The 18,359-nt window shown below is 60.5% G+C and carries 16 protein-coding genes; 7 read left to right on the top strand and 9 right to left on the bottom strand.

Going from position 1 to position 18,359, the window contains the following annotated elements:
• Positions 1–27: 27 nt before the first annotated feature.
• Positions 28–1,041 (bottom strand): ABC transporter substrate-binding protein, encoded by a 1,014-nt coding sequence (locus tag BSF40_RS06390; RefSeq protein ID WP_095964484.1) that lies wholly within the window; start codon positions 1,039–1,041, stop codon positions 28–30.
• Between the two features lie 381 nt (positions 1,042–1,422).
• Between BSF40_RS06390 and BSF40_RS06385 the strand changes: the two genes are divergently transcribed.
• From BSF40_RS06385 to BSF40_RS06375, 3 genes are read left to right on the top strand one after another with little or no spacing between them, the layout of a single operon-like run.
• Positions 1,423–3,021: an ABC transporter permease gene (locus BSF40_RS06385; RefSeq protein ID WP_095964483.1), complete on the top strand. Its 1,599-nt coding sequence runs from the start codon at positions 1,423–1,425 to the stop codon at positions 3,019–3,021.
• Positions 3,018–3,833 (top strand): ABC transporter ATP-binding protein, encoded by an 816-nt coding sequence (locus tag BSF40_RS06380; RefSeq protein WP_095964482.1) that lies wholly within the window; start codon positions 3,018–3,020, stop codon positions 3,831–3,833. The genes BSF40_RS06385 and BSF40_RS06380 overlap by 4 nt, the downstream gene beginning before the upstream one ends.
• 15 nt (positions 3,834–3,848) lie before the next feature.
• Positions 3,849–5,459, top strand: coding sequence for an arylsulfatase (locus tag BSF40_RS06375; protein WP_095964481.1), 1,611 nt, complete (start codon positions 3,849–3,851; stop codon positions 5,457–5,459).
• A gap of 129 nt (positions 5,460–5,588) precedes the next feature.
• Here the strand turns inward: BSF40_RS06375 and BSF40_RS06370 are convergent, their stop codons facing one another.
• Entirely contained in the window at positions 5,589–6,662 is a 1,074-nt protein-coding gene (locus BSF40_RS06370; RefSeq protein ID WP_095964480.1) for a fatty acid desaturase, read from the bottom strand.
• A gap of 100 nt (positions 6,663–6,762) precedes the next feature.
• On the opposite strand from BSF40_RS06370, the gene BSF40_RS06365 reads away from it, so the two are divergent.
• Positions 6,763–7,767, top strand: coding sequence for an AraC family transcriptional regulator (locus BSF40_RS06365; protein WP_095964479.1), 1,005 nt, complete (start codon positions 6,763–6,765; stop codon positions 7,765–7,767).
• 210 nt (positions 7,768–7,977) lie between these two features.
• On the opposite strand, the gene BSF40_RS06360 is transcribed toward BSF40_RS06365, so the two are convergent.
• The gene (locus BSF40_RS06360; protein WP_095964478.1) at positions 7,978–8,664 is read right to left on the bottom strand and encodes a Crp/Fnr family transcriptional regulator; all 687 of its coding nucleotides are present in this window, start codon (positions 8,662–8,664) and stop codon (positions 7,978–7,980) included.
• An 84-nt stretch (positions 8,665–8,748) separates the two neighbouring features.
• On the opposite strand from BSF40_RS06360, the gene BSF40_RS06355 reads away from it, so the two are divergent.
• On the top strand, positions 8,749–9,273 hold the full coding sequence (locus BSF40_RS06355; protein ID WP_095964477.1) for a DUF962 domain-containing protein: 525 nt from the start codon (positions 8,749–8,751) through the stop codon (positions 9,271–9,273).
• A gap of 89 nt (positions 9,274–9,362) precedes the next feature.
• On the opposite strand, the gene BSF40_RS06350 is transcribed toward BSF40_RS06355, so the two are convergent.
• From BSF40_RS06350 to dibA, 6 genes are all read right to left on the bottom strand, one after another.
• A complete protein-coding gene (locus BSF40_RS06350; protein WP_015092978.1) occupies positions 9,363–10,352 on the bottom strand; it encodes a sulfate/molybdate ABC transporter ATP-binding protein in 990 nt (329 codons plus the stop codon).
• A gap of 3 nt (positions 10,353–10,355) precedes the next feature.
• Positions 10,356–11,225 carry a sulfate ABC transporter permease subunit CysW gene (gene cysW, locus BSF40_RS06345; protein WP_007972954.1) on the bottom strand — a complete coding sequence of 290 codons (870 nt, stop codon included), beginning with the start codon at positions 11,223–11,225 and terminating at the stop codon, positions 10,356–10,358.
• A 12-nt stretch (positions 11,226–11,237) separates the two neighbouring features.
• On the bottom strand, positions 11,238–12,056 hold the full coding sequence (cysT, locus tag BSF40_RS06340) for a sulfate ABC transporter permease subunit CysT (protein ID WP_007972956.1): 819 nt from the start codon (positions 12,054–12,056) through the stop codon (positions 11,238–11,240).
• 151 nt (positions 12,057–12,207) lie between these two features.
• Entirely contained in the window at positions 12,208–13,221 is a 1,014-nt protein-coding gene (locus tag BSF40_RS06335) for a sulfate ABC transporter substrate-binding protein (RefSeq protein WP_095964476.1), read from the bottom strand.
• Between the two features lie 75 nt (positions 13,222–13,296).
• Positions 13,297–13,479, bottom strand: coding sequence for a sulfur starvation response protein OscA (gene oscA / locus BSF40_RS06330; RefSeq protein ID WP_007975618.1), 183 nt, complete (start codon positions 13,477–13,479; stop codon positions 13,297–13,299).
• 282 nt (positions 13,480–13,761) lie between these two features.
• Positions 13,762–15,681 (bottom strand): phosphodiesterase DibA, encoded by a 1,920-nt coding sequence (gene dibA, locus BSF40_RS06325; protein WP_095964475.1) that lies wholly within the window; start codon positions 15,679–15,681, stop codon positions 13,762–13,764.
• Positions 15,682–15,827: 146 nt separating this feature from the next.
• On the opposite strand from dibA, the gene desA reads away from it, so the two are divergent.
• Entirely contained in the window at positions 15,828–17,012 is a 1,185-nt protein-coding gene (gene desA / locus BSF40_RS06320) for a delta-9 fatty acid desaturase DesA (protein WP_095964474.1), read from the top strand.
• A gap of 277 nt (positions 17,013–17,289) precedes the next feature.
• Complete coding sequence (locus BSF40_RS06315; protein WP_095964473.1) at positions 17,290–18,279, top strand: sensor domain-containing diguanylate cyclase; 990 nt, start codon at positions 17,290–17,292, stop codon at positions 18,277–18,279.
• Positions 18,280–18,359: the final 80 nt, after the last annotated feature.

Raw genomic sequence — 18,359 nt, 5'->3', positions numbered from 1 at the left:
GAAAGCGTCCGAATTGACGCTAGAGATTCAAAGTTTTGCCGCAGCCAACTCCGGCGCCACCCAATCGCTTACCTTGAACGACTTGCGAATCAGCTTCTGCTGCGAAGCCAGGTCCACCGCATCCTGCAATTTGCCAAGGAACACCGGATCGAGCGTCGACGGGAATACCTCGCTCAATTTCTGATCCTTCAGATCCTGGCTGAGAATCACCGGCGGGTAACTCGCCAACCCCGACACCAACTGAACGTAAGCGTCCTTGTTGCTGTCCTGGGTCAGCCACGCCACCGCTTGCTGTTGGGCCTTGAGCAGTGTGGCGACCGCCTCGGGGTGCTCGTCGACGAACTTCCCGGTCCCCACCAACACGGCCTGCACACTGCCGGCGCCGCCCAGGTCCTTGGTGGTCAGAGGCAGCTCGGCCAGTCCCTTGGCCTGTAATGCGGTAAGCCCGGAACCCCCCCACGAGGCATCGATCTGTTTCGCCGCCAGCGCCGCCACCGCCGCGTTGAAGTCGAGGTTGATGACTTTCACATCCTTCTCGCTCAACCCCTGACTGGCCAGCGCCGCATCGAAGGACAACTGGCTGGCCGTGCCACGGAAGATCGCCACGCGTTTGCCCTTGAGGTCTTGCAGGGTCTTGATCCCCGAACCCGGTACCACGCCGAGGTAGTGCTTGACCCCGCGCGCCGAGGCGCTGAGCAATCGCGTATCCAGACCATTGGACTTGCCGATGATGGCTGCCAGATCACCAAGGTAGGCCAGGTCCACCTGACCGTTGGCGAACGCCTCGTTGATCACCGGGCCTGCGCCCTTGAAGAAGCTCCACTGAATCTTGATGCCTTGATCGGCAAAGGCCTTTTCGAAGATCTGTTGATCGCGCAACACATCCACTACACCGCCACCGCTGTGCTGCGTACCGGCACTCAGATCCGGCACGGCGATGCGGATTTCCTTGAGTTCACCGGCGTTGGCCGTGAAGGCCAGCAGACCCGCCAGGGCCGGTGCGGCGAACAGGCTGATGACACGTTTGAAGGGAAGGTTCATGAGTGCGGCTCCTTGGGGCAACGGGCGTTGATGAGCCGAAAGTAGGCCGAATCAGAACCAACACTTAAATACTATAAATTCACATTTTTAGATCATATGGATCTATATCAACAGCGGCGGACCTCTCCGCCGGGTATGCCTTGGCAGCATTGAAAATATTCTTCGAATGCATTGGATGCGTGCGCGCTCCCAAGCCTTAAATGGCCTTGTTTATCTCTAAATAGAATTATTTATAATTTTTATAGATCAATTTCGAATACACATCAAACCCTGTGGGAGCGGGCTTGCTCGCGAAGAGGGCGTGTCAGTCACCCCATTGTTGCCTGACACACTGCTTTCGCGAGCAAGCCCGCTCCCACAGGAAGACAACGGAGGTCTCTCATGGCCCGTGTTTCCCTGCTCAGCCTGCCACTGGCCGCGCCATCGCTTGAACACAAGCGAACATGGCCGAGCCTGGGCCAACACTTGTTGCCGTGGTTGTTACCCACCGCTCTTTTCACCCTCTGGTGGCTCGCCAGCCGCAACCACTGGATGAGCGAGCAGATCCTGCCGGCACCGACCCTGGTCTGGAGCAGCGCCGTTGAATTGTCCCAAGGCGAGCTGTGGAGCCATTTGTGGATCAGCCTGCAACGCTTGTTCTGGGGGCTGCTGGCCGGGATCAGCGCTGGTGCAGTTTTGGGTGCTGCGCTGGGTTTCAGTCGTCGACTGGAGCGCCTGGTATTTCCCACCTTCGCCGGGTTGGCGCAAGTCCCGACCCTGGCCTGGATTCCCTTGTTCATGGTGTTTTTCGGCATCGGTGAAGGGCTGAAGCTGGTGGTGCTGATCAAGGCGATCGTGGTGCCGGTGACCCTGCACACACTGGTCGGCGTGCGCGACGCGCAACCCAGGCTGCGCGAAGCCGCCGCCGTGTTGCGCCTGCCCGGGCACCTGTTGATCCGCCGCCTGGTGCTGCCCGCCGCGCTGCCGGCCTTCATGGCCGGTGTGCGCCTTGCGCTGGCCGCCGGATGGACCTCGCTGCTCGCTGTTGAACTGCTCGCGTCCAGCGAAGGCATCGGCTACCTGATGGTCTGGGCACGCCAGTTGTTCATGCTCGACATCGTCTTCGTGTGCATTGTGGTGATCGGCTTGATCGGTGTGGCGATGGATCGTGGCATCGGTCTGTTGGACAGGACGCTGGTGCACTGGCCGCACCCCGCCACCGCCGAAATCCGTCGCGGGCCGCGTTATCAAGGCTGGCAACGCCTGCAACCGTGGCTGCTGCCACTGGCGCTGCTGGCGTTGTGGCAACTGAGCACGGATCAACAGTGGATTGACCCGAACATTCTGGTCAGCCCGCTGGCCGTCCTGCACACCACCTGGCATGGCCTGCTCGACGGCACGCTGATTAGCGGCATGGCCCTGAGTCTGGGCCGAACCCTTGGTGGGCTGCTGCTCGGTGGCGGGCTCGGCTTTGCTCTGGGCCTGCTGCTGGGACTGTCGCGCACCGGTGAACGCGTGCTCGGCCCGACCCTTGCCGCCCTCCGCCAGATCGCCATTTTCGCCTGGGTGCCGCTGCTCACCGCGTGGTTCGGCCTGGGGGAATTGGCCAAGTGGGTGTTCGTCGCCCTCGCCGCGTTTTTTCCGCTGTTCATCGCCACCCAACGCAGCGTCGCCAATCTCTCGCCACAACTCAATGAGGCGGCCCAAGTGCTGCGCCTGAACCTGCCCCAGCGCCTGCGTCGGTTGGTGTTGCCGGGGGCGGCGCCGGGAATATTCGCAGGGCTTCGCCTGAGCCTGATCTACGCCTGGCTCGGCACCATCGGCGCCGAATATTTCATGCCGTCCAACGGCGGCATCGGCAGCCAGATGATCGGCGCCCAGCAACTGCTGCGCATGGACCTGATCATGGCCGGCATGTTGCTGGTGGGCCTGACCGGCGCCTTGCTCAACCTCATTGGCCAACGCCTGGAAATCCGCGCCACTCGCTGGAGACACGCATGAACGCACCGATTGTCAGCTTCAATCACGTGGGCAAGACCTTCGACGTCGATGGCTTCGAACTGGAGGCCATTCGCGAATTCAACCTGGACATCGCCGAGGGCGAGTTCGTCGCCATCGTCGGCTCCAGCGGTTGCGGAAAATCCACTTTACTGCGGCTGCTGGTGGGCCTCGACAGGCAATTTCGCGGGCAGATAAGCGTCGACGGCAAAGCCGTCACCGGCATCGGTGGCGAGCGCGGCATCGTCTTTCAGGAACACCGTTTGTTCCCGTGGCTGAGCGTGGCCGACAACATCGGCCTGGGCCTGGTCAACGAGCCATTGAGCGCCGCGCAAAAGCACCAGCGTATCCATAACTTCATCGAACTGGTGGGCCTGGGCGACTTCGCCCGTGCCTATCCGCACCAGCTCTCCGGCGGCATGGCGCAGCGCGTGGCCATCGCCCGAGGCCTGGTGGCCAGCCCGCGGATTCTGCTGCTGGACGAGCCCTTCGGCGCCCTCGATGCGCTGACCCGCCAGCAGATGCAGGACGAACTGCTGGCGATCCGCGCGCGGGCAAAAATCACCACGGTGCTGGTCACCCACGATGTCGAGGAAGCGATCTTCCTCGCCGACCGCGTGGTGGTGATGGAGCCGCGTCCGGGGCGGATCAAGCAAGTGGTCGACATTGCCCTGCCCCATCCACGCCAGCGCAGCAGTTTCGACTTCCACCAATTGCGCGAAGAACTGCTTCACGAACTCACCAGCGACGGTCACTACCAGCCTCCCGTGCCGGTGCAGGTCCGCGATCTGCCGCTGTCCTTCATTGCCTACTGAAAAAGGAAATTTTTGATGCCGCAACGTCCCAATTTTTTAGTGATCCTGGCCGATGACCTGGGCTTTTCCGACCTCGGCGCCTTTGGCGGCGAAATCAATACACCAAACCTCGATGCCCTGGCCAACAATGGCTTGCGCCTGACCGATTTCCACACCGCGCCGACCTGCTCGCCGACCCGTTCGATGCTGCTCACCGGCACCGATCACCACATCGCCGGCATCGGCACCATGGCCGAAGCCTTGACCCCGGACCTGATCGGTAAACCAGGCTACGAAGGGCACTTGAACGACCGCGTGGTCGCCCTGCCCGAGCTACTGCGCGAGGCGGGTTACCAGACGTTGATGAGCGGCAAATGGCACCTGGGCCTGACCGCAGAACGGGCACCCCACGCCCGGGGTTTCGAGCGTTCGTTTTCGCTGTTGCCCGGTGCGGCCAACCATTACGGCTTCGAGCCGACCTACGATGAAACGACACCCCGGCTGCTGAAATCCACACCGGCGCTGTATATCGAAGACGACCGGTTCATCGACGAACTGCCGAAGGATTTTTATTCCTCCGACGCCTTCGGCGACAAGCTGCTGCAATACCTCAAGGAACGCGACCAGACCCGGCCGTTCTTCGCCTACCTGCCCTTTTCCGCACCGCACTGGCCGCTGCAGGCGCCGGCCGAGGTGGTGGAAAAATACCGCGGGCGCTATGACGCCGGCCCTGAAGTGCTGCGGCTGGAACGTCTGGAAAAACTCAAGAAGCTGGGATTGATCGAGGCCGATGTCGAACCGCATCCCCTGATCCAGCTGAGCGCGCAGTGGGATGCGTTGAGTGATGAACAGCGGCAAATTTCCGCGCGGGCCATGGAAGTGTATGCGGCGATGGTCGAGCGCATGGACTGGAGCATCGGGCGTGTCGTCGATTACTTGCGCCAGCAGGGACAACTGGACAACACCTTCATCCTGTTCATGTCCGATAACGGCGCCGAAGGGGCGTTGCTGGAGGCCTTTCCGAAATTCGGCCCGCAGTTGCTGACTTATCTCAACCAGCATTACGACAACAGCCTGGACAACATCGGCCGCGCCAACTCCTACGTCTGGTACGGGCCGAACTGGGCGCAAGTGGCGACCGCGCCGTCGCGACTGTTCAAGGCCTTCACCACCGAAGGCGGGATTCGCGTGCCAGCGCTGGTGCATTACCCGCAGCTGCCGCTCAAGGGCCAGATCAGCCATGGGTTCGGCACGGTGATGGACATCACGCCGACCATTCTCGATCTTGCCGGTGTGCGCCATCCGGGCAAGCAATGGCACGGCAAACCCGTGGCGGAAGTTCGCGGGAAGTCGTGGCTGGGGTTCCTGTCGGGCGAGACGGCGCACGTGCATGACGAGCACACCGTGACCGGGTGGGAATTGTTCGGTCGGCGGGCGATTCGCCAGGGGCAATGGAAGGCGGTGTACATCCCGGGACCGGTGGGGCCGGCGACCTGGCAGCTGTATGACCTGGGCAGTGATCCGGGGGAGATTCATGACCTGGCGTCGAGCCAGCCGCAGCGGCTCAGTGCCTTGATCGAGCATTGGCAGCGGTATGTGGATGAGACTGGGGTGATATTGAGTGAGTCGCCGTTTCAGCCGGATTGATGTTGCCTGATGCACCGCTATCGCGAGCAAGCCCGCTCCCACAGGTTTGTTGTTAATCACAAAATTTGTGTTCAACGCAGATCCACTGTGGGAGCGGGCTTGCCCGCGAAGGGGCCCTTTCAAGCACTACTAAGCCTGAGCCGTACGCACCTTTTCCGCCGCCACTTCTTCCCTGCGCTCAAACCGGTTAGCCCGCGCAAACGTACCGAAGTCATTGAACCGCACACCCATCTCGCGCATCACCTTGTGCCCCACCGGCACGGTCAACTGGCGGATGTAGAAAGGTTCCTTCACCACAAAGTGATGGATCCCGTGGCTGCTGCCGAAGTTGAAGCAGAACGCCTGCAGCGGCCACAGCCACGGGGCATTGAGCACCTGGCACTGCTGCATCACGTTGCCCGGCTCCACGTCACCGTAGTAATGCATGTTCGAGCTGATGAAGTGCAGGCAGAAGGTGCGCAACACGTTCGGGCCGATGATCACGACGGCCGCGATGTCGATCACCTGCATCACCGACAACGTCGTCGCCGACCACTCGATCGGTGCGCCCATCAGGTACGCAACGCCGTTCGCTGCGTGGAAGCCGAGAAAGACGTACCACGCGCCCCAATGCATCAGCGCCAGCGGTGCATAGACCTTCAGCGTGCGCTTAATGATGCTGAACTTCATTGCCCAGGTCTTGGCCCGCAACATGCGGATGACCGAGGACATGATGTTGTCGCCGATCATCAACAGCCGCGCAAAACCCCAGGGTTCGCCATTGGTGATGGCGCGCTCTTCCGTGTCGGTCTCAGAGCCCGACACCTTGTGGTGATTGAGGTGCAGATGGCGGCGAATCCAGGGATTGATGGTGCTCGGCCGCGCCAGCCACACCAATCCCATCATCAGGTTGTGCGGCACTTTCTGCTTGCGGAAGTACATGCTGTGGATCAGGTCGTGTTCCAGCTCATGGGTCAGCGAGGCGAAAAAAGCATTGAGCAACAGGCACGCCCACCAGGCCATGTGCCCGCTCATGTAGAGCGCCGCCGAACCGACCATACCGGCGATGGCGAAGGTCAGAATGCCTGCGCCGAGAGCGTCCTGATGCTTGAGAACCGGGTATTTCTCACGCAATTCGACACCTCTGGCCAGCACCACTTCACGGATATGGGCTGAACGTTGGGCTGCATTCAGTCGTTGGGGGCTTGCAGAAGTACGGTCCATGCTTCCATCCTCTGGTTATTGATGGTTGCATCCTGCCTTGCGGAACCTCGCAATGCGGTAGCCGTGAACGCCAACCTGTTGACTGGAAGCGCCAATCAGCATGACTGAACCGACCTCCCTCGCCAGCTGGACCCGCGCCCTGCGCAAGCAGCTCGATGCCCTGGGCATTGACAGCACCGCCCTGTGCCAGCAATCGGGGCTCGACCCGCAACTGATGGACGACCCGAACGCGCGTTATCCCCTGTCGGGCACCACACACCTGTGGAATCTGGCGGTGCAGGCCAGCGGCGACCCGGCGATCGGTTTGCGGGTTTCGCGTTTCGTCAGCCCGACCACCTTCCATGCGCTGGGTTATGCGCTGGTGGCCAGCGGCAGCCTGCGGGAAGTGTTCGAGCGCATCGTGCGCTATCACCAGGTGGTCAGCGATGCCCTCGAACTGGAACTGACCCGCGCCGAGGATCGCTACCATTTCCGCCTGAAAATCCCTGCCGGTAACCCGGCCCCGGCCTTCGAAGCCATCGATGCGTTCATGGCGATTTACGTGCGCACCTGCCGCAATCGCCTGGGCCGTGAATACGCACCACTGGCGACCTACCTGCGCCGCCCGGAGCCGACAGACGCGCACCATTGGCATAAAGTCTTTCGCTCGCCCGTGCATTTCGGCGCCGACGAAGACCGGCTGGAATTCGCCCTCGTCGACTTCGACAGCCACCTGGACGACGCGAACCCGGAACTGGCCGAACACAACGAAACCGTGCTCAAGCGCACCCTGGCGCAACTCAAGCCGCTGACGTGGGAGCGCAAGGTCCGCGACGCCATTGAAGAACAACTGCCTGAAGGCGAACCCAGCGCCGAACACATCGCCAAGGCCCTGCACCTGAGCCTGCGCAGCCTGCAGCGGCACCTGGCGGATGAGGGCTGCCGGTTCGATACGCTGCTCAACGAAAGCCGCGAAAACCTCGCGCTGCTGCACCTGCGGGACCCGCAGGTGTCGCTGAGCGAAATCAGCTATCTGCTCGGGTTTGCCGATACCAGCAGCTTCAGTCGCGCGTTCAAGCGCTGGACCGGGATGACGCCGGGGCAGTTTCGGGATGGGTTGCGCTGATTGATTCGGAAGGTGAGTTGGCTGGTCTGGCCCCATCGCGGGCAAGCCCGCTCCCGCTGTTTTTTTATCGGTGACCACAATCTTGTGATTTACACAGATCCACTGTGGGAGCGGGCTTGCTCGCGAAAGCGGTGTATCAGTTGAAATTGATATACCTGAGCTGACGCCTTCGCGAGCAAGCCCGCTCCCACAATGGTTCGGTGTTCGCCGTCAGATCGTGGCCAGTGTCCGCAACCGCTCGGCATCGAGGATTTCGATTTCGCCGTAACTCAGCCCGATGATCCCCTGCCCCTGCAACTCTTTGAGGATCTGGTTGGTGGTCTGGCGCGACAGCGACAACATGGCGGCAAGCTGTTCCTGGGGCAGTTGCAGGACGCGCCGCGGCGGGGTGGTCTCGCCATAGCCTTCGGCGATCATCAGCAAGCGGTGTGCCAGCCGTGCCGGGGCCGGCAACAGGCTCAATTGTTCGAGGTTGATGAAGGTCATGCGCAGCTTCTGGCTCATCAACAACGCCAGTTGCCGCCAGTGCTGCGGATGCTCGTCGAGCAACACCAGCAAGGTGTTCTGGGGAATGTGCAGCAGTGTGCACTGGCCCACGGCGTAGGCATCGTGGGTGCGTGGCTGGCCATCGAACAGGCAGATCTCGCCGAACCAGTGTGGCGGTTCCACCAGGCTCAGCAAGGCTTCCTTGCCCTGCTCGCTCACAGCACCGACGCGTACTGCGCCTTCAAGCACCGCGTACAGGCCGCAGGGCGGATCGCCGCGCTTGAACAGCCGCTGGCCCGGCGACAGGCGCCGCAGCCTGGCCACCGACAGCAGGCTATCCTGTAGGGAAACAGGCAAATGGCTGAACCACTGACCGCTCATCAGGCGTGGGCGCCAGACCTGCATATCCATGAAAACTCCTAGAGATTGTCGCCTGGCTGACAGAGCGGGAAGTGGCCCCGGGGCATGATCAATCACCCCCACAGGAGAACAACAATGAGAAGCCTCGTCGACCACCTCAGTCAATACGCCGCCTACCACCGTGATCCGCGCAATATTGCATCGCACTTTATCGGTATTCCGCTGATCGTGGTCGCCGTCGCGGTGTTGCTGTCCCGGCCGCAGTGGTCGCCGGGTGGCGTGTGGCTGTCACCGGCGGTGCTCGTTTCGCTGGCATCGGCGTGGTTTTACCTGCGCCTGGAATTGCGCCTGGGCGTGTTGATGACCGTGTTGCTCGGGCTGTGCGTGTGGGCTGGTCATGCGCTGGCACAGCAAAGCACGCTGGTCTGGCTGGGCAGCGGCGTGGCGATGTTCGTGATCGGTTGGGCGATCCAGTTTGTCGGCCATCACTACGAAGGGCGCAAACCGGCTTTTGTCGATGACGTGACCGGGTTGATTGTCGGGCCGTTGTTCGTGGTGGCGGAGCTGGCGTTCATGCTGGGGATGCGGCATGAGCTCAAAGAGCAGATCGAGGCGCGGGCGGGTGGGGTGCGCCTCAATCCGAAGCGTGCAGCTGTCTAGATCGCATTCGCGGGCAAGCCCGCTCCCACACTGGATTTGTGAACGACGCAAATCAGTGTGGGAGCGGGCTTGCTCGCGAAGCTTTTGCCTTAGATGTTGGCGACTTTCTGCCAGACCTTCGGCTTGAAGAACAGCGTCTCACCCTTCGCCAACCCGATCAGGCTGTCGTGATCCTTGACCACTTCGGCCTCGATCAGATCGCTCTGCCCTTCGACCTTCAGCGTCACCCGCGTTGTCGCGCCCAGCGGACGAATATCGCGCACTTCGGCCGCGTGGTGATCTTCCAGTTCATGGCGCGACAGCGACACTTCGTGCGGGCGGAACAGCACGTGGTTGTCTTCACCCAGGTGCAGGCGGTTCGAATCACCAAGGAAGTGATAGACGAAATCGCTGGCCGGGTTTTCGTAGACGTCACCCGGTGAACCGATCTGCTCGATCACACCCTTGTTCATCACCACGATACGGTCGGCGACTTCCATCGCTTCTTCCTGGTCGTGGGTCACGAACACCGAGGTCAGGTTGATGTCTTCGTGCAGACGCGCCAACCAGCGGCGCAGCTCCTTGCGAACCTTGGCGTCGAGAGCGCCGAAAGGTTCGTCGAGCAGCAACACTTTCGGCTCCACCGCTAGCGCCCGGGCCAAGGCAATGCGCTGACGCTGGCCGCCGGAGAGTTGCTCCGGGTAGCGATCCGACAACCAGTCCAGTTGCACCATGTTCAGCAGCTCGTGAACCTTGGTTGCGATCTGGCTTTCGCTCGGGCGCTGGTTTTTCGGCTTCATGCGCAGGCCGAACGCGACGTTGTCGAACACCGTCATGTGGCGGAACAGGGCGTAGTGCTGGAACACGAAACCGACGTTGCGATCCCGCACATCGTGGCCGGAAACGTCTTCACCGTGGAACACGATGTTGCCCTTGTCCGGGGTTTCCAGGCCGGCAATGATCCGCAGCAGCGTGGTCTTGCCGCAGCCCGACGGGCCGAGCAACGCGACGAGTTCGCCGCTCTGGATGTCCAGGCTGATGTTGTCCAGCGCCTTGAACGCGTTGAAATTCTTGCTGACGTTACGCACTTCGATCGACATGAATTATTCCTCCGCGGCGCTGGCGCGCAGGCGGTTAATACGGTTTTCGCTCCACTGCTTGAGCAGCAGGATGAAGAGCGCCAGGATCAGCAACAGGCTCGCCACGGCGAACGCGGCCACGTGGTTGTATTCGTTGTAGAGGATCTCGACGTGCAACGGCAGGGTGTTGGTCACCCCGCGAATGTGCCCGGAAACCACCGACACTGCACCGAACTCACCCATGGCCCGGGCGGTGCACAACACCACGCCATAAATCAGGCCCCATTTGATGTTGGGTACGGTGACGTGCCAGAACATCTGCCAGCCGTTGGCGCCGAGCAGACGCGCGGCCTCCTCTTCCTGAGTGCCCTGTTCCTGCATCAGCGGGATCAGTTCACGGGCCACGAACGGCACGGTGACGAAAATCGTCGCCAACACGATGCCCGGCAGGGCGAAGACGATCTGGATGTCGTGGTCCTGCAGCCATGGGCCAAACAGGCCCTGGGCGCCGAACATCAACACATAGACCAGACCGGCGATCACCGGCGACACCGAAAACGGCAGGTCGATCAGCGTTACCAGCATGCTCTTGCCGCGGAACGAGTACTTGCTGACGCACCAGGCGGCGCTGACGCCGAACACCAGGTTCAGCGGTACCGAAATCAGTACGGCGATGACCGTGAGTTTCAGTGCCGACAACGCGTCCGGCTCAAAGATCGCGGTGAAGAACGCACCGAGTCCGAGCTTCAGGCCCTGGGACACCACGATGAACAGCGGCAACAACAGGAACAGCGCAAAAATCAGCCAGCCAAGGCCGATCAGGATTCGCCGCGACGTCGCGCTGCCACGACGGGCAGCGTTCGAGGAAGCAGCAGCAATAGACGATTGGGACATGGGTGCGCCTCCTTATGGGGTTTCGATGCGTCGCTGCAACAAGTTGATCAGCAGCAACAGGACGAAGGAAACCACCAGCATCAGTACACCAATGGAGGTAGCGCCGGTGTAATCGTATTGGTCGAGTTTGACCATGATCAGCAGCGGCAGAATCTCGGTTTTCATCGGCATGTTGCCGGCGATGAAAATCACCGAACCATACTCGCCGACCCCGCGGGCAAAGGCCAGCGCGAAACCGGTCAGCCATGCCGGAAGCAGTGCCGGCAGCAGGATATGGCGGAAAACCTGCAATGGTTTTGCACCCAGGCACGCCGCCGCTTCTTCGACTTCACGAGGTATGTCCGCCAATACTGGCTGTACGGTACGTACTACGAATGGAAGTGTCACAAAAGTGAGGGCAAGGGTGATGCCCAGGGGGGTGTAGGCGATCTTGAAACCCAAATCCGCTGCAAACTGACCGACCAGACCGGTAGGGGTGTACAACGCCGTCAGCGCAATACCGGCCACTGCCGTGGGCAATGCGAACGGCAGGTCGATCATTGCATCGATCACTTTTCGTCCAGGGAAGGTATAGCGCACTAATACCCAGGCCAGCAGCGTGCCGATGATGCCGTTGATGATTGCGGCACACAGGGCGGTGCCGAAGCTGAGCTTCAGCGCCGCCAGCACCCGTGGCGCCGAGATGATTGCCCAGAACTGATCCCAGGTGAGTTGAGCGGCATGCACGAACATCGCCGCCAGTGGTATGAGCACAATCAGGCTGAGGTACACCAAGGTGTAGCCCAGCGTCAGCCCGAAGCCGGGTATGACGGGGGAGATACGACGCGACATAAAAGTCCTTGGTTAAAAAGCGATCAACTAAACCCATCCTTGTGGGAGCGGGCTTGCTCGCGAAGAGGGAGCATCAGTCAACAATGATGTCGTCTGACACACCGCCTTCGCGAGCAAGCCCGCTCCCACATGTTATGTAGCTTAAGCGAGGTTATTGCGCCTGGTAGATCTGGTCGAACACCCCGCCGTCATTGAAGAATTTCGGTTGTGCGGCTTTCCAGCCACCGAAGTCCTTGTCGATGCTCACCAGCTCCAGCTTCGGAAACTGCTGGGCGTACTTGGCGGCCACGTCCTTGTCACGCGGGCGATAGAAATTCTTCGCCGCGATTTCCTGGCCGGCCGGGCTGTACAGGTGCTTGAGGTAGGCTTCGGCGATCTGCTCGTTGCCCTTTTTCTCGGCATTCTTGTCAACCACCGCCACCGGTGGTTCGGCGAGAATCGACAGCGAAGGCACGACGATGTCGAACTTGTCGGCGCCGCCCTCTTCTTTCAGGGCCAGGAAGGCTTCGTTTTCCCAGGCCAGCAACACGTCGCCCTGACCGTTGTTGACGAAGGTAATGGTCGAGCCACGGGCGCCGGTGTCCAGCACGGGCACGTGCTTGAACAGGGTTTGTACGTATTCCTTGGCCTTGGCTTCGTCGCCGCCATTGGCTTTGAGGCCATAGGCCCAGGCCGCGAGGAAGTTCCAGCGCGCACCGCCGGAGGTTTTCGGGTTCGGCGTGATCACCGAAACGTCATTCTTGATCAGGTCACCCCAATCCTTGATGCCTTTAGGGTTGCCCTTGCGCACCAGGAACACGATGGTCGAGGTATATGGCGTGCTTGCGTCCGGCAGGCGCTTTTGCCAGTCAGCCGGCAGGGTCTTGCCGAGCTTGGCGATTTCGTCGATGTCACCGGCCAGGGCCAGGGTCACGACATCGGCACGCAGGCCATCGATCACCGCTCGGCCTTGCTTGCCCGAGCCACCATGGGATTGCTGGATTTTCACGGTGTCGCCGGCATGTTCCTTTTGCCAGAACTTCACGAATTCGGCGTTGTAGTCCTGGTACAGCTCGCGGGTCGGGTCGTACGACACGTTGAGCAGTTCGTAGTCCTTGGCAACTGCGGAACCGGCAAAAAGGGCGCTGGCCAGGGCGGCCAAAGCGAAATGACGAATCGACGACATGGTGAAAGCTCCTGGAATTCTTGGTTTGTTGGCTTTTTCTTATGGGATATCGGAAATCGCGGTGCCTGATTCGCCTCAGCCCGGCTTGTTGCCCGGCTGCTGCAAGCGGAATTTTTCTTTGCGTTCGATCTGCACCACCTGCGCGTTGTGCACAGTGATTTCCACGGCCCCAAAACGCAGGTCGCGCAGGGCGCTCTGGATTTCACGCAGAATGGTGGCTTCGTCTTGACCGTCGACACTACGCAGGGATGCGCTCATATTGCTGCTCCTTCAACTGAGAGTTTGCCTCGCAGTGTCGGCACTGCTTGCGGCTTGGGAGCAATACTAGTGAGGTCTGGATATTCTTAAAAAGACTATTTAAGAATGTTTATATAACCAGAAAACATTATCTGACAAGACAAGGCTTTGCGAGGGATTGCACCTTTCAAACGTACGCAAACCCCCTGTAGGAGCGAGCTTGCTCGCGATGGTGGCAGGAGGCACCGCGTTCATTCAGGCAGCCCTTGTCATCGTTGAAGTTCATCGCGAGCAAGCTCGCTCCTACGCGATCACCGGCGCATGAGCCCAGTTCAATTGCCCTGCCGGCACCGGCCGCCCGAACCAGTAGCCCTGGCCCAGATCACAGCCCTGCTCAAGGAGGAACGCCGCCTGTTCGACCTGCTCGATCCCCTCGGCATGAACCTGCATGCCCATGCTTTGGGCCAGGGCGATGATCACCCGCGAGATCGCCGCATCATCCTCGTCCCACGGCAATCCGGCGACGAAGCCCTGGTCGATTTTCAGCTTCTGCACCGGCAGGCGCTTGAGCCGCAACAGCGATGAGTAACCCGTGCCGAAGTCGTCGATGGCCAGGCGCACCCCCAACTCGCGCAGACGATGCATCTGCTCCAGCGCGACTTCCGGATCATCCATCACCGCGCTTTCGGTCACTTCCAGTTCCAGACAGGCCGGTTCCAGCCCGGTTTCGTGCAGCACCTGCGCCACCTGCTGATATAACTCGCGATGGGCAAACAGGCGCGAAGAAATGTTGACCGCCACAAACGACAGCACCACGCCATCCTGCTGCCACAGACACATCTGCCGGCACGCCTGCGCCATGACCCATGCATCGATTTCGGCGATCAGACCGGTTCGTTCGGCGACAGGAATGAATTCCGCCGGTGACACCAGCCCCCGCTGCGGGTGCTGCCAACGCACCAGCGCCTCGACCCCCATCAGGCGGCTGGTCTTGAGGTCGTGAACCGGCTGGTAATAAACCTGCAATTCCTGCTGGTCCAGGGCGCGGCGCAATTCGAAGGCGATCTCGACGCGTTGTTGGGCATGGGCGGTCAATTCTTCGGTGTAGAGCGCGTAGTCATTGCGACCGGCGCTTTTGGCCTTGAACAGTGCCGAATCGGCGTTGCGCAACAATTGTTCAACGCTCAAGGCATCGCTGGGGAACAGGCTGATGCCAATGCTGGTGTTGATGAACAGCTGATGTCCTTCGATAGCAAACGGCTCTTTCAGTCCGTTGATGATCCGTTGCGCCAGCGCAGCCGCCTGGACCAACTGCGGACAGCATTCGGCCAGCACGGCAAACTCGTCGCCACCCAGCCGAGCCAGGGTAATGCCGGGATCGAACATACCTTTCAGGCGCCCGGCTACAGCCTTGAGCAACTGATCGCCAACGGTATGCCCGAGGCTATCGTTGATCATCTTGAAGTGATCGAGATCGATCATCAGCAGCGCGCAACCACGCTTGTGCACCTGCGCCGAGGCCAGGGCCTGTTCGGCGCGGTCGCTGAACAGCAGACGGTTCGGCAGGTCGGTCAGCGGGTCGTGGTGCGCCAGGTGCATCAACTCGTGTTCGGAGTTCTTGATTGCACTGATATCGGAAAACACCGCCACATACTGGCTCGGCTGGCCGTCGTCGTCATGAATCAGGCGGATTGTCTGCCATTGCGGATAAATTTCGCCGCTTTTGCGCCGGTTCCAGATTTCCCCGCTCCACTCCCCGGCGCTTGCAAGCGTGGCGAACATCGCTTGATAGAATTGCGCGGGATGGCGCCCCGACTTGAACATATTGGGCCGCTCCCCCAGCACCTCCTCACCGTCATAACCGGTGATCTCCATAAAGGCCCGGTTCACATGAACGATTGCGCCTTCCCGATTGGTGACCAGCACCCCTTCGCGGGTGCAGTCGAACACTGCCGTCGCCTGTCGCAAGCGCATGCGGTCGGCATCGCGCTCACGCAGTTTGGCGCCGATACCCAGACACCGCAGCAGCCGCGCCCGGGCAATGAAGATCAATCCGGCGCTGAACAGCACCCAAACGTAACCGTTGATCAGTTGCCATCGCAGTCGCTCGGCGGAGCTATCGAAGAAACTGTTTAATAAATAGCCACTGATCTGCAGCCAAACCACAGAAAGCAACAGATAGAGCAGCGCTGCACGCAAGGCATCACGATAGGTGGCAGGCATCCGGCAATCCATGTCCATACGAAAAGGTTGGAATTATAGTTTAAAGACACATCCAGCCACTCTTATCTGAAAGGGCGACTGGTTTTCTGTGTGGGCTTAGTGATAATGCAACGGCTGTTTTTTCTTTATCGAGGGCCCTACAGCCTATGTGGTACGAAGGTTTACTTGGCTTGTCAGCCTGGTCACTGGTAGCAGTCACCCTGCTGATGACCCACGTCACGATCATCGCCGTTACGGTCTATCTGCATCGTTACTCGGCCCACCGCTCCCTGGAGCTGAATGGGGGCCTCAAGCATTTCTTCCGTTTCTGGCTGTGGCTGACCACGGCGCAGAACACCCGCGAGTGGACGGCCATCCACCGCAAGCATCACGCCAAATGCGAAACCGTCGATGATCCGCACAGCCCGGTCATCAAGGGGCTGTCCACGGTGCTGCGCAAAGGCGCCGAGCTGTACCGCGCCGAAGCGGAAAATCCCGAGACGCTGCGCATCTACGGCAAGAACTGCCCCGAAGACTGGATCGAGCGCAACCTCTACAGCCGCTTCCCGCTGCTGGGTGTGGCGATCATGGCCGTTATCGACCTGCTGCTGTTCGGCACCATCGGCATCACCATCTGGGCCATCCAGATGATGTGGATCCCGGTGTGGGCCGCCGGCGTGGTCAATGGCCTGGGCCATGCCATCGGCTACCGCAACTTCGAATGCCGCGATGCGGCGACCAACCTGGTGCCGTGGGGCATCCTGATTGGCGGCGAAGAACTGCATAACAACCATCACACCTACCCTAATTCGGCAAAACTGTCGGTGAAGAAGTGGGAATTCGACCTGGGCTGGGCGTGGATCAAAGTCTTCAGCTTCCTGCGCCTGGCCAAGGTTCAACGGGTTGCGCCGATTGCCCATCGCGTCGAAGGCAAGGGCAACCTGGACATGGACACCGCCATGGCGATCCTCAACAACCGCTTCCAGATCATGGCCCAGTACCGCAAATTGGTGATCGGCCCGCTGGTCAAGCAAGAGCTGGAAAAGGTCGATCACTCGGTACGTCACCAGTTCCACCGGGCCAAACGCCTGCTTTCGCGAGAGACCAGCCTGCTGGATGACAAACACCATGTACGCATCCAGAACATGCTCGAGCACAGTCAGGCGTTGAAGGTAATTTACGAGAAACGCCTGGCCCTGCAGCAGATCTGGGTCAAGACCAGCTCAAATGGCCACGACATGCTGGCGGCCATCAAGGACTGGGTACACGAAGCCGAAGCCAGCGGGATTCAATCCCTGCGCGACTTCGCCGATCAGTTGAAAACCTACTCCCTGCGCCCTGCCGCCGTTTGAGCCACAAAACCTGTGGGAGCGGGCTTGCTCGCGAAGGGGTCGTGCCAGTCGACATAAAAGGTGACTGACACGACCCCTTCGCGAGCAAGCCCGCTCCCACATTGATTTGTTGCCGCAAAAACGCGTCGCCAGTACCGCCCGGCGGGAGCAACCTCCCTCGCCACAAAAGGCGGGAACTTCATCCTGAAACCCTTATCTCAAAGACACCTCACCATCCCCGGCGGGATTGGTGTTGGCCGCTATCGAACATGCGGCATGCCCTTTGAGATTTGTTTCGATGGCCCAAAAGAACCTGCAAGACTCATCTCCGTCACATTGGCCCGAGGCCGCGCAGACCCTGATGGCGCTGATGCACGCCCAAGGCGAAGTCGCACGCCTGACCGAACGGGAACAGCTGCTCAACACATTGCTGGCAAGCGTCAACGCGGTGCTGTGGGCATTCGATTGGGAAACCCGCCGGGTGCTTTACGTCAGCCCGGCCTACGAACGGATTTTTGGCCGGTCAGCCGATCAGCTGCTGGCCGACTGCAATCAATGGCGCGACAGCATTCACCCTGACGACCTCGACTACGCCGAACGCAGCCTGGCCGAAGTGCTGGACAAAGGCGCCGTCGAAGACCGTGAGTATCGAATCATTGCCGCCGACGGCCAGGTGCGCTGGCTCAGCGACAAATGCTTCATCAATCGCCAGGCCGAGCCGGGGCAACCGGTGATCATCGTCGGCATTGCCGAAGACATCACCCACAAGAAGCAGCTGGAAACCGAACTGCATCGTCTGGCCACCACCGACGCCCTGACCCAGAGCAGCAATCGCCATCATTTCTTCGAATGCGCTCACCGCGAGTTCGCACACGCCCGGCAACAGGGCGAGCCGCTGTCGTTTCTGATGCTGGATATTGATGACTTCAAAACGATCAACGACACCTACGGTCACCAGGAAGGCGACAACGTGCTGCAACGCATTGCCGAAAGCGGCCGCGCAGCGTTGCGTCGTCGCGATCTGTTCGGGCGCATTGGTGGTGAGGAATTTGCTGCGGTGTTTCCCGGGTGCACGCCACAAATGGCCCTGCAAGTGGCTGAACGCCTGCAACGGCAGATTCAGCAGTTGAGTTTCAACCATGAAGGCCGGACGTTCGGCATCACTGTCAGCCAGGGCCTGACCAGCCTGAGCGCCTCGGACGAAAACGTGGAGGACCTGTTTTCCCGGGCGGATGCCGCGATGTACCGGGCCAAGCGCGAGGGCAAGAACAGGATTGTCACGGCCTGACCGGCCACCACAAAACCACTGTGGGAGCGGGCTTGCTCGCGAATGCGGAGTGTCAGTCGATGTCGATGTTGGCTGACACG

Origin of the sequence: Pseudomonas sp. ACN5, from assembly GCF_002303975.1 — a bacterium.
In the GTDB taxonomy this organism is placed as follows: Bacteria; Pseudomonadota; Gammaproteobacteria; order Pseudomonadales; family Pseudomonadaceae; genus Aquipseudomonas; species Aquipseudomonas laurylsulfatiphila.
This window is presented reverse-complemented; position numbering and strand designations above follow the sequence as displayed.